This is a genomic window from Rhizobium sp. BK512 (genome assembly GCF_014194915.1).
Classification (GTDB): Bacteria; Pseudomonadota; Alphaproteobacteria; order Rhizobiales; family Rhizobiaceae; genus Rhizobium.
On the sequence record NZ_JACIAS010000012.1, the window covers coordinates 60,300 to 73,047 of the forward strand.

The 12,748-nt window shown below is 59.2% G+C and carries 13 protein-coding genes and 1 pseudogene; 6 read left to right on the top strand and 8 right to left on the bottom strand.

From position 1 onward, the window contains the following. Positions 1 to 64: 64 nt before the first annotated feature. The 3 genes from FHX06_RS31955 to FHX06_RS31965 form a co-directional block, all read right to left on the bottom strand. Positions 65 to 313 carry a hypothetical protein gene (locus FHX06_RS31955; protein WP_183882203.1) on the bottom strand — a complete coding sequence of 83 codons (249 nt, stop codon included), beginning with the start codon at positions 311 to 313 and terminating at the stop codon, positions 65 to 67. A gap of 630 nt (positions 314 to 943) precedes the next feature. Continuing rightward, entirely contained in the window at positions 944 to 1,357 is a 414-nt protein-coding gene (locus FHX06_RS31960; RefSeq protein WP_112543234.1) for a DUF983 domain-containing protein, read from the bottom strand. Next, positions 1,354 to 1,773: a hypothetical protein gene (locus FHX06_RS31965; protein ID WP_183882205.1), complete on the bottom strand. Its 420-nt coding sequence runs from the start codon at positions 1,771 to 1,773 to the stop codon at positions 1,354 to 1,356. The genes FHX06_RS31960 and FHX06_RS31965 overlap by 4 nt, the downstream gene beginning before the upstream one ends. Between FHX06_RS31965 and FHX06_RS31970 the strand changes: the two are divergent. The 3 genes and pseudogenes from FHX06_RS31970 to FHX06_RS35805 all read left to right on the top strand — a co-directional run bounded on the left by FHX06_RS31970 (position 1,747) and on the right by FHX06_RS35805 (position 4,426). Continuing rightward, positions 1,747 to 2,643, top strand: a pseudogene (locus FHX06_RS31970) (SDR family oxidoreductase). The gene FHX06_RS31965 and the pseudogene FHX06_RS31970 sit on opposite strands and share 27 nt — an antisense overlap. Further along, positions 2,550 to 4,076 carry a glycoside hydrolase family 15 protein gene (locus FHX06_RS31975; RefSeq protein WP_246715724.1) on the top strand — a complete coding sequence of 509 codons (1,527 nt, stop codon included), beginning with the start codon at positions 2,550 to 2,552 and terminating at the stop codon, positions 4,074 to 4,076. Before FHX06_RS31970 ends, FHX06_RS31975 begins: the two are co-directional and overlap by 94 nt. Then, entirely contained in the window at positions 3,959 to 4,426 is a 468-nt protein-coding gene (locus FHX06_RS35805) for a glycoside hydrolase family 15 protein (protein ID WP_246715726.1), read from the top strand. The genes FHX06_RS31975 and FHX06_RS35805 overlap by 118 nt, the downstream gene beginning before the upstream one ends. 748 nt (positions 4,427 to 5,174) lie before the next feature. On the opposite strand, the gene FHX06_RS31980 is transcribed toward FHX06_RS35805, so the two are convergent. Beyond that, the gene (locus tag FHX06_RS31980) at positions 5,175 to 5,534 is read right to left on the bottom strand and encodes a hypothetical protein (RefSeq protein WP_409564441.1); all 360 of its coding nucleotides are present in this window, start codon (positions 5,532 to 5,534) and stop codon (positions 5,175 to 5,177) included. 870 nt (positions 5,535 to 6,404) lie between these two features. Between FHX06_RS31980 and FHX06_RS31985 the strand changes: the two genes are divergently transcribed. Beyond that, on the top strand, positions 6,405 to 6,917 hold the full coding sequence (locus FHX06_RS31985; RefSeq protein ID WP_246715740.1) for an acyloxyacyl hydrolase: 513 nt from the start codon (positions 6,405 to 6,407) through the stop codon (positions 6,915 to 6,917). 58 nt (positions 6,918 to 6,975) lie between these two features. On the opposite strand, the gene FHX06_RS31990 is transcribed toward FHX06_RS31985, so the two are convergent. Together FHX06_RS31990 and FHX06_RS31995 are read right to left on the bottom strand one after the other, a co-directional pair. Continuing rightward, positions 6,976 to 7,323, bottom strand: coding sequence for an RT0821/Lpp0805 family surface protein (locus tag FHX06_RS31990; protein ID WP_183882207.1), 348 nt, complete (start codon positions 7,321 to 7,323; stop codon positions 6,976 to 6,978). Positions 7,324 to 7,572: 249 nt separating this feature from the next. Beyond that, positions 7,573 to 8,181, bottom strand: coding sequence for a CGNR zinc finger domain-containing protein (locus tag FHX06_RS31995; protein WP_246715727.1), 609 nt, complete (start codon positions 8,179 to 8,181; stop codon positions 7,573 to 7,575). Between the two features lie 102 nt (positions 8,182 to 8,283). Here FHX06_RS31995 and FHX06_RS32000 point away from each other — a divergent pair, with 102 nt between their 5' ends. Beyond that, complete coding sequence (locus FHX06_RS32000; protein WP_183882211.1) at positions 8,284 to 9,234, top strand: DMT family transporter; 951 nt, start codon at positions 8,284 to 8,286, stop codon at positions 9,232 to 9,234. 420 nt (positions 9,235 to 9,654) lie between these two features. Here FHX06_RS32000 and FHX06_RS36125 read toward each other — a convergent pair whose 3' ends face one another. Together FHX06_RS36125 and FHX06_RS32005 are read right to left on the bottom strand one after the other, a co-directional pair. After that, positions 9,655 to 9,780, bottom strand: coding sequence for a hypothetical protein (locus tag FHX06_RS36125; protein WP_018114264.1), 126 nt, complete (start codon positions 9,778 to 9,780; stop codon positions 9,655 to 9,657). 144 nt (positions 9,781 to 9,924) lie between these two features. Next, positions 9,925 to 10,719, bottom strand: a complete 795-nt coding sequence (locus tag FHX06_RS32005; RefSeq protein WP_018114265.1) for a DUF1206 domain-containing protein — start codon at positions 10,717 to 10,719, stop codon at positions 9,925 to 9,927. A gap of 856 nt (positions 10,720 to 11,575) precedes the next feature. Here FHX06_RS32005 and FHX06_RS32010 point away from each other — a divergent pair. Then, a complete protein-coding gene (locus FHX06_RS32010) occupies positions 11,576 to 12,721 on the top strand; it encodes an MFS transporter (RefSeq protein WP_183882212.1) in 1,146 nt (381 codons plus the stop codon). Positions 12,722 to 12,748: the final 27 nt, after the last annotated feature.

Sequence of the window (12,748 nt, forward strand, 5' to 3'; positions counted from 1 at the left end):
CCGAAGCGGGGCTTGGGAGCCGATGAGCCTTTTTGACTTTGGCTGGCGGGGCACGCTGCTAGAGCTATGCGCGGGCGCGGCGAGTGAGCTTGAGGAGGTTCTGCGGACGCAGGAAGGGCGGTCCAAGAGCGATCCCGTTTTCCAGATACTTCTGCGCCACAATGTGATCAACCGGAAAAGTGTGGTTCTTGAACTCGAGCCTTATCGGACCGCGTTGCAGGGCAAGAGGCGGGCGAACCACCGATAGCGTGTAAGTGTTTGCTGCTGCCTGAAATTGGTGTTTCGCCACGCGCAGGCCTTGTTGCGCGTTCAACTGCCGTCCTCAGCAAACGCTGAAGTCGCGTACAGGAAAATGATCGGATCGGAAAAGGAGCAGCCGACGAACTATCGGCCGCTCGCTCTTACCCGGGCGTCGCGCCGCCGATCCCCGGGTGAAGGCCACCTTAGGCTGGCAGCGCGGCCGAACCAAGGGCAGAAAAGAAGGCGCGGAAGCTGGGCTTCAAACGTTCTCCTTCGGCCGATGTGAGTTTATTTTCAACGGATTGAGCTGTGGGCAAGCTGGGGACAACCTGTGCTCTCAGTTGCCCTTGACCAAGGCTCGTTCTTTTTCTGTTCTTAAGGCGACCACCGATCCACGAGCCAGACCCTGCTGTCAATCCCGCTTATGCTTGCTGGTGAAGGCCGCTATGGCCTTCCCTGGCGCAGATCGATGCCGGGTTCGCCTCCAATTCGACGGCCTCCGTTCCGCTCTTCGCGACACAACGGGGACGCCTCCATCCAGCAAGGCTTGATCTTCCCCATAATGCTCGGTGCATTGTCGAGGCCGCTTCGGCCGGACATCAGAAAATGAGCCTGGCTCATCCGGCGCAAGCTTATCAAGATGCCCGGCGAAGATTTCGGGAGTTTGCTGCTTGGCGCATCGCGGCCAAAGATAGCGCGAGCCTCAAGATTTTGGTCTTTGCCAATCCCGGTCGATCGTGCCCTGCTCCGCCTTGTGAAAATATTGGGAGCAGACCAACCATCCTTTGAGCGGACGAAGCAAGAGCACGCAGGCCGCCAGGGTGATCGGCAAGGTCGTGAGGAGGTGGACCCAGACCGCCGGCTGGAATGTCGTCTGGAGCCAAAGGGCAAAGCCCAAAGCGGGAATAGCAACCGCGCTCATCGAAAAGAACGCCGGGCCGTCGGCGGGGTCGGCGAACGAATAGTCGAGCTCGCAAACCTCGCAACTCTTTGCCAGGGACAGATAGCCGCGAAACAGATGTCCGCGCTGACACCGCGGACACAATCCCCTGACGCCGGTCAGCATAGGGTTGTCGGTGGGGTTCCATTGCGTTCCTCGCCGATTGTGCTTGTTCATGTTAACGTTCCTTCCATCTCAGGCGCGCCTGCTGAGGCCCGTTCGACCTGCTGCGCGCCATCGCTTCGGCTCCAACCTTCAGCTTGCTTTTGCGCCGCCTTGATCCGCCGGCCCGAGGCATCGAGAAGGATAGAGCCGCTCATGGCGCCCGTCGAATCTGGCGGGCGGTCGTTGAACCCGCCTGTGGCGCGCCCTTGTCCTCGCTCCTTTCCGCGTACCGTGATCAACCTCGGGCCGAAGGAGGAGTTCCTGGCTTGGTGGGATTTTGCCTGGACGGCACTCAGGATACCCATTGCGACTTGTGCGATCCCTTGCTGCCCGTTGTGAGGTCCGTTGCGGAACAATTGCGGCGCGGCAAGATTTCGACAGGATAAAAGAAGGACCGAGAGATGGGCAACAACCAATTCGGCATGCAAAACCCGCTCCACCAGTATCCACAACCGGAGTTTCCCCAGCAGCCGCAGCCGGTTCCCGGTCTGGCAAGCAAGGTGCAGCCTGTTCCCGATCACGGCGAGACGTCCTATAAGGGCAGCGGTCGGCTCGCGGGGCGCAAGGCTCTGGTCACTGGGGGCGACTCCGGCATTGGTCGGGCTGCCGCCATCGCCTTTGCCCGCGAAGGCGCCGACGTCGTCATCAACTACCTACCGCAGGAGCAGAGCGACGCCGACGAGGTCATCAGTTTGATCGAAGCTGAGGGTCGCAGAGCGATCGGGATGCCCGGCGATCTCAAAAGTGAAGCCTTTTGCCAGGAGCTCGTCAAACAGGCCAGCACGGAGCTCGCCGGTCTTGATCTGTTGGCCAATGTCGCTGGCCGCCAGAAGGCGATCGCCGACATTTCGGAACTGACCACCGAGCAATTCGACGAGACGTTCAAGACGAATGTTTAGGCGTTATTCTGGCTATGCAAAGCGGCTATTACGTTCATGCCGGAGGGGTCGTCGATCATCAACACCGCGTCCATCCAGGCCTATCAGCCCTCTCCGACCTTGCTCGATTATGCCCCCACCAAATCGGCAATCGTTGCCTTCAGCAAGGCGCTGTCCAAGCAGGTGCTGCCGAAGGGCATCCGCGTCAATATCGTGGCGCCCGGCCCCTTCTGGACGCCGTTGCAGACATCGGGGGGGCAGACGCAGGACGTCATCAAGGATTTTGGCAGCGAGGTGCCGATGAAACGTCCCGGACAGCCGGCCGAATGTGCTCCGATCTACGTTTTCCTTGCATCCCAGGAATCCAGTTACATCACGGGCGAAAGCTTCGGGGTGACCGGTGGCAACACGCTGCCCTGATGCTGAGCTCCCTTACGCCCGAAAGAACGCAGGGTTTCCTGCCACTGGAACATTACGCTGCGCTGGGAGACGGCCGGTCCATCGCACTTGTCGGTGCTGACGGCGCGATCGACTGGTGGTGCGCGCCGAACATGGATTCGCCGCCTCTGTTTAATCGACTTCATGACCGAAAAGGCGGCCATTTCACCGTCGCTCCAGTCGGCACGTTTCGCATCGAGCGCCAATATCGCAACGACAGCAATGTCCTTGAAACCCTGTTCATCACGAGCACTGGCTCTGCCAAGGTGACAGAATCTCTCAACAGCGGCGTCGCCGGGCGCCTTCCGTGGTGCGAACTTGCCCGGCGCATCGAAGGTGTTTCGGGATCTGTCGATTTCGAAATCACACTAGCGCCGATTTGTGCTCACGGCGGCTTGCGGCGTGTCAATCATCCGAATGCGGAGGTCCGCTACATCGGTGATTTGGCAACGACCTTCTGTCACGACGAGCAAATCAGCATTGTTGTCGATGATGATGAACGAACAACAGCGCGCTTTTTGGCTCGAGCCGGAACGAAAACCTGCCTTGCTTTCCTAGTGGCAGATCAGGCCCCTTTGCCGACGCCGAAGCTGAACGACATTGATCGTCGGATCGAGCTAAGCGATGAGGAATGGCGACGCTGGGCCAATGAACTGACCTATGACGGACCGTTCAAGGCCGACCTGGTGCGCTGCGCCTTGTCCTTGAAGTTTTTGGTTTATTCAAAGACCGGGACTATCGCCGCGGCCGCCACATCAGGTCTTCCCGAGCGGATCGGCGGCGACAAGAACTACGACTACCGTTACGCCTGGGTTCGTGACGCAGCCTACACGATCAAGGCACTGCTCCGGGCAGGCGCCCTCCAGGAGCCGGTGGGCGCATTTGGCTGGCTCGTGCGAACGATTGCCGGCGACGGCCCAGAACCCCAGGTCGTCTACACTTTGTCCGGTGGCGAGGTGCCGCAGGAGCGTATGGTGGACGTTCCCGGCTACAAGGGTTCGACCCCCGTGCGGATAGGCAACCGTGCCCGTGCGCAGACGCAGCTCAGCTGCTATGGAGACGTGCTCGAAACGGCGGCACTTTTCGCGCGGTCAGGTCACGTTCTCGATCCTCAGGCCGCGCGCCTCCTCGAAAATCTTGCCGAGCAGTGCGTCCGCCGCTGGCGTGAAAAGGATTGCGGCATCTGGGAACTGCAAGACAAGCAGCACTACACCTTCTCTAAGATCGGCTGCTGGCTTGCGCTGACGAATGCGGCTGATCTTGCGAAGGAAGGCCATATCGGCGGCGATGCGAACCGTTGGCTCGCCGAAAGCCGCCGCATTCGCGACTGGATTACAGCCATTGCTGGTCGCAGGAGAAGCAGGCCTACACATTCTATGCCGGCAGCGACAGGCTCGACGCGGCGCTGCTGCTGACGACCCGGTTCGGCTTTGAACATGATGGTCGGCTGAAACGGACCCGTGATGCCATCGAACGCGAGCTGGCGGTTGGCCCGCTCGTCTACCGCTACAGTGGGGTCGACAAGGAGGAAGGTGCATTTGTTGCCTGCTCCTGCTGGCTCGTCGAAGCTTATGCCTTCCTGGGCGAGGTCGATCGTGCCGAGGCGATGCTGAAGACCCTGCTGGAGCGGCTTGGCAACAATTTCGGTATTCTCAATGAGATGGTTGATCCCGCAACCGGCGCAGGTCTTGGCAATCTACCACAAGGCTTGAGCCACCTCGCCCTCCTGCATGCCATCTATTCGCTGCAGGAAAATCGGTCATGATCGATAGACTCCAATTACCGCCTCGCCATGGAAGTGCTTTGCCGACGGTGCCGTGAAATCGTCTGCGCAGCGTAGATTGATGGCCGGCGAAAGGACGCCCCGCGATCCGGACCTTCGAACCGAGCGGCGCGCGCTTTGGGCCACTCGTCGTCGTGGCCTTTTTTAGAAGCGCCTACTCCCTCTGGGTCGTAATCAGACTCAGTTGAGCGCGTTGAGACGGTCCTCGACCTCCATGCACTGAACGCCTTTTCGGCTTGTCCCCATCGTGTTGGCAGCTAATGGGCGACCGGTTCGACGGGATTAGAAGGATCTGGCTGGCCGTCCCCGGCCCGCAGAAGAATTTGTTGTTACGGCGGGAACGATCAGGCGGCTTCAGAGTCCGGATGTCGGACCGCGCTCCTGGCTTATGTTGTCCCGTAACGCACCAGGCGCCCAAGGACGTGCGGTCCACCCTTTCCCGTTCTTAAACCGCCGTCGGCAGCTCTGAAAGCCCCGCGCTCTACGAGCGCGGCCTTTCTTGATTATCCGCTGCTGGGGTCGATGTTTTGCGTTTCAATCAGGAGGACGGGAAGCCTCTACCCTGCCTCCTCGGGCGGCCGACCCGGTCGTTCTGCCGGGTCATTGTGTGCCTCAAGACGCGCTTGAGGAGCTTTCCTTATCGAAAGCCGAAGAAGCTCAGCACTGCCACGATGATGACGATAGCGCCTATAAGCCAGATGAGATTGTTCATCGCTTTTCCTTTCATTGGTCACTGCTGGGGCAGGATGACATTCTGCTCGGTCTTGCTCTTGACGGGCTTCTGGCCGGGCACGTGCGACATGCTGCGCGTCGTGCTCTGCAGCGATTGTCCGTCGGTGCTGGTCTTCGTCCTTGACTTGCTGAACGTTCCCTTGTCGACCGCTTGGGCGTTCGTCTGCGCCTTCAGCTTGTCGTCATTGTCGTTGAGTTGCGTCTTGCTCATCGCCTTGCCGTCGTCTGTTGCGGCACTGCCGCCAGATCCAATGGAGATGATTGGCCCATCGTCGTCGCCATCGTTTGCGGCCCCTATCGTTCCGGCTCCAACTGTCTTTCTGGTGCGAGCAAGAGAGGTCGAGAACACAGCGAACATCCTGCCTCGCTGCTTCCTAGGATTGCTTGTTTGCGTTGATCGAAATCAGAACGAGGCCACCATGCCGATCTATCTCCGGCAGGGCAGGGGGTCTTTATCAACATGATCTTTCTTGGCGGCGTTGCGGCCGCTCCCTTAACAACCGCCTATAGCGCCAGCAAGTTCGGGCTGCGCGGATTTTTGGAGGCATTGGCAGGCGGCTGAGCGCCCCGCTGCCCGCCCTTGATGCGCGCCGCGTTGCCGACGCCATCGTCCATGTGTGGCAAGATCGCCGCGACCAACCACTATGGTCGCATCCGTGACGACGGTGATGAGACTGGCCTATCTCCTTGCACCCAACTTGGCCGCGCGCCTGCTCAAGTCGGCTATGGCGACCAATCTGATGAGGGCGTCGCCGGCGAAGGCAAAAAGCGATGGCAATCTTCATACCCCTCGACAGATGCTGCTCATATAGAAAGGGGTCAGGTCGCGCCATCAAGCATCGGTTCCGCTCGTTTTGGGACTTGCTGCAGTGTTCGCAATAGCGCTTGCTGCGAAGGCAAGATCATTGCCCGGCCGCGGCCGGAGGTTGCCGACCAGACGCCGGCGTTCGATGTAATCGTCGGCTGGACCTTAGTCGTTGCGCACAGTCTTTCGCGCTGCACCTCGTGCGCCTTGCTTGAGCGTTCTCCAAGAGCTTTTCTTCGTGAACCGCCTGTCGAAAGCGCGGTGCCTGAGTTGCACCTCGCAAGAAATCTGCCGTTCTCGAAAAGCGGGCTTTCCATTGAAAATAGCTGTGCTACCAGTTCCTGTCGGTTCCCGGAGACGTCGATTCGCATGGATCGGAAATCCTGTATTGAAAAATGCTTTTTGTTTATCCTGGCTGTTGCAATGGGGAGCCTGGAAAGTTCTCCCGCACGAGCTCAAGATCAGCTCTTTGATGAGTTTCGTTTCGGCGTATCGACATCGGTTCAAGGCGGCCGGTCGGGGGAAGACGGGGCTTTTCCGGAATTGACGGTGCTTTTTGATCCGTTCGGATACGAAGCTGCCGGTAGCTGGAGGGAGCAGCTTCTGCATCCGCGAGTCCATCTTGGAACGTCGATCGGGTTGAGCGGCGAAGCAACGCAATTCTTCACAGGTTTTACCTGGACCGTTGATTTCAGCGACAAGCTCTTCGCCGAAGCGGGCTTTGGCGGTGTCATCCATACGGGCGATCTTGACGGAAACGACGGCGGCCCCAACCTCGGCTGTCGGGTTCTGTTCCACGAATATGTCGGAGGCGGCTATCGCCTCACAGAGCACTGGAACCTTTTAGCGCAGATCGCGCACTCTTCAAACGCCAACCTTTGCAGTCCGAACGACGGGATGACACGGGCGGGCCTGCAGGTCGGTTACAAGTTCTAGATCTTTCTGCTCGATCTTATCGCCCGGCGCTCGCAAGGTGGCGACGTTTCGGTATTCTTCATGTGCCAGACGAAAGTGTCCAGACGTTGCCGGAGGGGCAAACGATCCCGTCGAAACGTGTCTCGCCCTCGAGCGATTGCTGGCTGGTTACGAACTTCCGACAGCCGTTTGCAACTCCATTGGCAGGGTCGATACGCTCAATCACACCGGCGCTGCCAGTGTCCGGGTTGGCCCATGCAAGAGCGTAAGTCCCGACCTCTCCGGTCCCCACGACAGCGGCGATCACCGCTTGGTCGCTAAAGGGTGCGGCTCGGGGCGCCGACGTCACGCTTCCTACTTCGAGCGGATCCGTATGGGAGCAACTGGTCAGCAAAGCGAGTGAGAGAACGGCCAAAACGCGGTTCATGATTTCACCTGTCTAGGTGCCGTCTTAGCGCTACGCGTTCAAGCTTGGTAGCGATTGTCTCCTGCGGCATGCTGATGATGTATTTTAGATGTTAGGAAAAGGTAAAGGAGCCGCCGCGCTTATGGCTTCTAGGAAGGCCTTCGGCATCGACTTGTTCGCACGTCGTCGATCGGTCATTGCGCGTCATGGTCCGGCAAATCGCGAGGTGCCGACCCTTGTTCATTGGTGAGGCCCAAGCATGCCCTCGCGTCAAAGTGTGCTCTTTCCTTGATCCTGGTTTCGCCGTGAACGAAGCCGCTTGGACCTCTCACGCGTGCCGCAACTCGCCTCCGAACACCATATCCGTCTGCCGCCTTTCGACCTGTCGAGAAACAGCCACCCGCAATTGTCGCCCTTGCATTCGCGTACGGGCCGACGCACGCTGGCATCTATAAGAAGTTCGACGACCGCCAGTGCAAACAGGTCGACAATATCGCGTCTCTCCTCAAGCGGCAGTTTCCACCGCAAGCCTTCAGGCGTCATTTTCAAAACCTCGCGAGCGCGTGCTTTGCGAGCAGCCTGCTCAAGAACCCGCAACTGCGATGTCAATGCGACACCTCCTCGGTCCTCAGCTAGGAAAACGCCATAGGCGACTTCCCGCAAGTTGACCGCTTCGAGAAGGACGATCCCGGCATCCTGGGTATCTGCTGCCGCCACGCGTTTCAGGTGTTCGCCTTCTAGAGGGTCCACAAGACCAAGTCTTTCGGCGAGGACGACAAGATCCCCGAGCGAGCCCAGCAGATCCGGGCCCCAGCGTCCCCGGCGGCTGTCGACCGTGTTGACAAAATCGAGGGCGGCATGGCCGCCACTCAGCGGCATATCAGAGGTCGTGCTGGCCATATTCCAAGGAACAAGTTCGTGTTTCGAAAGTTCGTCACGGTATAAGTACTCTTTACCCGTTGCATTCGCAAGGTTTTGATCATGACGGTATCACGACATCATCTCAAGTTCGTCGTCCTCTGTCTCTTCTGGGGGCTCACCTGGATTGCCGTAAAGACGGGGGTAGAGGCCGTGCCACCGAGCCTTTTTGCAGCAACGCGGTTCATCGCCGCGGGGTTGGTGATGCTCGCATGGGCCGGAAGAGGCAAAAGTCTCGAGTCTTTTTCTCCGGACAACCTCATACGGCTCCTAATCGTCAGCTTATTGATGATCGCCCTGTGCTATGGCCCGCTGTTCTGGGGTATGCAGTTCGTTTCCTCAGGCACGTCGGCAGTTGTCGAGATGTCGCTGACGCCCCTTGCGCTTCTGGCCTTCGGCGTTCTTGCGGGTGAAGAACGCTGGAATGCCGTCGGCGCTGGCGCCATGATGCTCGGGATTGCAGGTCTATGCATCCTCTTTATGCCGGCGCTGAGGCAGGCGGGGTCGGAAGGCCAATCTGTGCTCGGACTTCTGGCGATAGGCTGGGCGGCGATCTCCTCAGCATGGGGCTCAGTTATGGCGCGCCCGCTTGTTTCCCGTTACGGCAGCACGTTTCTATCGGGCTCGACGATGCTCATCGGCGGTTGCTTACTGCTTGCCTGGTCACTGGTATCCGAGCCAGACGCGCTATTGGCGATGACGCGGTTGGGGGCGTGGCATTCCGGCTCGCCAGTCATCGGCGCATGGCTTTTCCTCGTTATCTTCGGCTCTCTTCTCGGATACCGATATTATGTGCAGCTTTTGCGAGACATCGGGCCGGCCAAAGCGGGCAGCTTCGCCTTCGTGTCTCCCGCCATCGCGGTCGTGGTTGGAGCATTTCTGGCAGGAGAACCCGTTAGTCTCCGCAGCCTCCTCGGAATGTCCTTGATGCTAATCGCCGCGGCGACAAGTCTCTTTGCTGATACCATTGCTTCGGGCCTGAGAAAAACGTCGCGGACGCCGCCGACGTCATGACGTGCCTGCTACCGTCGGAACGACCGAAGATCTGAACCTTGAAAGTTGCAGCGTTGGCGACGTAGCAAAAGAAGAAATCTCGATATCTTCGGGTAGGCTTGAGGCGTTGGTCATACTGGACCCGAAAGGGTGCACACGAAAGGATGCGCCGCAACAGAAGGCTCCCGTCGATGCCGGGATCGAAGGTGCTTGTGGAGATCATGCTTAAGCCGAGCCGGTACGCTTGCGCACCAAGTCATTTGACGCAGGAACAACCGCCGTTCAACTTGGTTCGACCCCATCAAACCGCGATCAGGACCAGCTCAATGAGCAAGATTATCAATGTCGACTTCCATCTTATCTGGGAGCCGCCGGTGTTTGTCCGTACCGCCGACGGGCACCGCCAACGCATCGACGGATTGGAGGCAGCATTGCAGGTCCTCAACCGCACATGGTCTTCAGCGGTGCGGTCCCCTCTGCGATGCCGAAAGGCGCAGGTGCGTCGATGCAACCAGTCGGCTGGGCAGCACCGACCTGGCGCGACGGACTTTCGCCGAGGCGGCCCATGCCGCGGAGGTTTATCCATGAACGCCGGCGTCGACGCGATGTCTCTTCCCGTGAATCCGACACTTTTAGAGCGAGAATATTTCCGGAGCCTACACGTGGCGCGAACATCTCTGAAAGAGGCGGGATGGGCGTCGATAGTCGCCTTCACGACCGTGGGATCATCACGGCCTTCTTCACGTCGTTGAGGGAGGGGCCATGCACGACGCGGTAACGCGCCTCGACGAGATTGTAGAGCCCGAATGCGGCTAGGCCTAGAGAAACCAAAATGTAGAGGAGCGCACCGAAGGGGAGCTGTCGCAACCATGTCAGCGCATCCGACATGCTGCCTGCCTGATCGGGGTCTACCGTAATACCCGCGTATGCGAAAAGCAGGCCTGTAAGGGCGAACACAATACCGCGAGCGACAAGGCCATAGATGCAAACGACACGCATGAACCCTTTCGCATCGGGCAAGCGGAGATATTTCTCGAATTTGCGCGTCAGCCCCTTCATCGACGTTATCACCCCGCCGATGATGAAGCCAAGCCCCACCACCATCGCTAAATACGCACCGTAGGGTTGGGACATGATCCAACGTGCAAGACTTTGCTCGCCCGAGGACTGCCCGCCACCGCCCGCCGACAGGGCGTGACTGATGGCAAAACTCGCCAGCCCGATATAGGCCAAGGCGCTACCAAGGAGCGCGGCCCTGATGGCCAGTGCCTTGCTGCCTGATCCATGTCCATCGCTGTCTGCAAGCGACTGCGCAAGTCGCCAGGCCACGAAGCCGAGCAGACCGAGGCCAATGGTGCCAACCCAGACCCGTCCGAGGGGCTGATCAAGAAGTGTCGACAAAGCTGATTTTGTATCTGGCCTGCCGCCGGCCAAACCCGAGAAGAGGGCCATCGCAGCAACGAGCAGGAAGACGACGCCTCTCGCGGCATAGCCGGCTTTTGCCAAAGTTCCAACATTCAGTCTCGTCACCAGACACGCTCCATCGCCAATTTGTCACATCAACGCACAGGACGTGAAAAAGTTGTGCCTTATCCTCGTCTAGCCGGACGAGCACGCGGCCAAGATCGTCGGCCGGGCTTTCTTCAACGCTAGATCTTGGCTGGGTCGTTCCTCAAAAGAATAAACCTGCGGGAGCGGACAAAAGCCGACGTTAAAAAGAGGTGCCACGAAGGTGACATCAGGTCTGATGGACCGGAATGAACGCGCGAAGGAGCAATGATCAAGGTTTGATCAGATATCAGTTGGGTGCGTATCTCTTGTCAGCATTCGACGGGAACCCTTTCGGCAGCTAGAGCATCGGCAGTCGACAGTAACGAACGAGGCCCCTTGGCTGTGAGCTGTTACCAGTCAACCGCTTTGTCCTCCTGTCTTGGGGGTGAAGTTGTTCGATCAGGATCTTCAAGCTGGTGGGAACTTTCTGTCACGCTGCAGGTTTCAAAGGCGTCACTCGATTGCACGCCCCCAACCCACTATCGGGTGAACGTTTCAGAAAGACCGGAAAAGAGCCCCCGCTTATCGCGGGGGCTTTTTGCTGCCGCCGAAGAACGTAATTTCGGGCCTCTGCGAGGTTGCGATGCCAATAAGGGGCAAGAGATGGCGTCGTGGCCCTGCTACGAGGACATTCTCCCACCGAGGTGGCAGGCGAGCGTTGTGTCGTCACCACCACCCCGAAGCGAGCAGGCAGGCCAAATCGCTGCTTCCTCTTGCCGGGGATCCGGAACAAGAATGAGGTCCTTTGCGTTTCCAATCCTCGTTGAACATCCGCGCTTCGATCGCTCCAACCCGACGCTTTGACCCGCTCATGCAGCCACATCAGCGCATCTTCTTCATCCAGTTCGCGGTCGCCTTCATGCTCGGAGCTTTGTTGTCACGCCTCCCCGACCTCCAGGCCCGATTTGCACTCTCCGAGGGCCAGCTCGGCATTCTGCTAGTGTCGATGTCCTCAGGGGTTCTATTCGGCCTGACCTTCTCCGTTCCGGTGATCGAAAGGTTCGGCGCCCGCACCATGGCCTTCCTGACAGTATTTGGCGCAAGCACCGGATTTGCCCTTGTTCCCTGGATGCCTTCGGCGGTCGCCGCCGCTCCGGTCCTGTTTGTGGCTGGTATCCTGACCGGCGCCTTCGAGATCAACGCGAACATCGAAACCGATCGCCACGAAGCCCGGCTTGGACGAAGGATTATGAGCCGCGCGCATGGCATGTGGAGCACCGGTTTCTTCATTACGGCTCTCGTCGGCGCGATCATGCGTCAAGCGACGATACCAGTCGAGATTCACATGGCGCTAGCGCTTGCGCTGATCCTGATCAGTGGAACGATCATCTTCACGCAGATCCAAACCGCGCCTCGCCGAGACAACACACCCAAAATCGGCAAGCACCTGATCGCGCTGCCGACCCTCGGCCTCCTACCTCTTTGCTTGATCGGCGCTGCACCCTTGCTCGCCGAAGGGTCAAGCGTGGATTGGTCGGCGATTTACATGCGCGACGTGTTCGCGGCATCTCCCTTCGTTGGGGGCCTTGGCGTCACGATATTCTCCCTCATGATTGCCATTGGCAGGCTCGTCATGGACAAGTTCGTTGACCGCTTTGATGCGCTCGCCGTCGCCAGGAGCCTGCTTCTCATCACCGCCGCGGGCCTGGTCATGGTGGCGACGGCCCCGCATGCGGTGGTTGCGCTCGCAGGCTTCGCACTGACCGGCATCGGATGTTCGGCTGTCTATCCACTGGCAATTTCCGCAGCGGCGGGGAGGGGTGATCGCGCACCGTCCGTCAATGTGGCAGCTCTGGGACAAACGACATTTCTGGTTTTTTTCGCGGGGCCGCCGCTGCTCGGCTTCGTCGCCGAGTATTTCGGCGTGCGCTGTTCTTACTGGACAGTCGTGCCGGTCGTAGCCGCCGCGCTGATATCGAGCAGGGCACTCGCGAAAACCCGGGTTCGGGTAGCCTGAGCGCTGAGGGAGAAAGCTTAGGATCTT

What these genes read in the sequence shown, in the direction of transcription:
- FHX06_RS31960 (WP_112543234.1), bottom strand. Translation starts at nt 1,357, where the DNA reads ATGAACAAGCACAATCGGCGAGGAACGCAATGGAACCCCACCGACAAC.
- FHX06_RS31975 (WP_246715724.1), top strand. Translation starts at nt 2,550, where the DNA reads ATGTGCTCCGATCTACGTTTTCCTTGCATCCCAGGAATCCAGTTACAT.
- FHX06_RS31980 (WP_409564441.1), bottom strand. Translation starts at nt 5,534, where the DNA reads ATGTTCGCTGTGTTCTCGACCTCTCTTGCTCGCACCAGAAAGACAGTT.
- FHX06_RS31985 (WP_246715740.1), top strand. Translation starts at nt 6,405, where the DNA reads ATGGGGAGCCTGGAAAGTTCTCCCGCACGAGCTCAAGATCAGCTCTTT.
- FHX06_RS31990 (WP_183882207.1), bottom strand. Translation starts at nt 7,323, where the DNA reads ATGAACCGCGTTTTGGCCGTTCTCTCACTCGCTTTGCTGACCAGTTGC.
- FHX06_RS31995 (WP_246715727.1), bottom strand. Translation starts at nt 8,181, where the DNA reads ATGCCGCTGAGTGGCGGCCATGCCGCCCTCGATTTTGTCAACACGGTC.
- FHX06_RS32000 (WP_183882211.1), top strand. Translation starts at nt 8,284, where the DNA reads ATGACGGTATCACGACATCATCTCAAGTTCGTCGTCCTCTGTCTCTTC.
- FHX06_RS36125 (WP_018114264.1), bottom strand. Translation starts at nt 9,780, where the DNA reads ATGGGCCGCCTCGGCGAAAGTCCGTCGCGCCAGGTCGGTGCTGCCCAG.
- FHX06_RS32010 (WP_183882212.1), top strand. Translation starts at nt 11,576, where the DNA reads ATGCAGCCACATCAGCGCATCTTCTTCATCCAGTTCGCGGTCGCCTTC.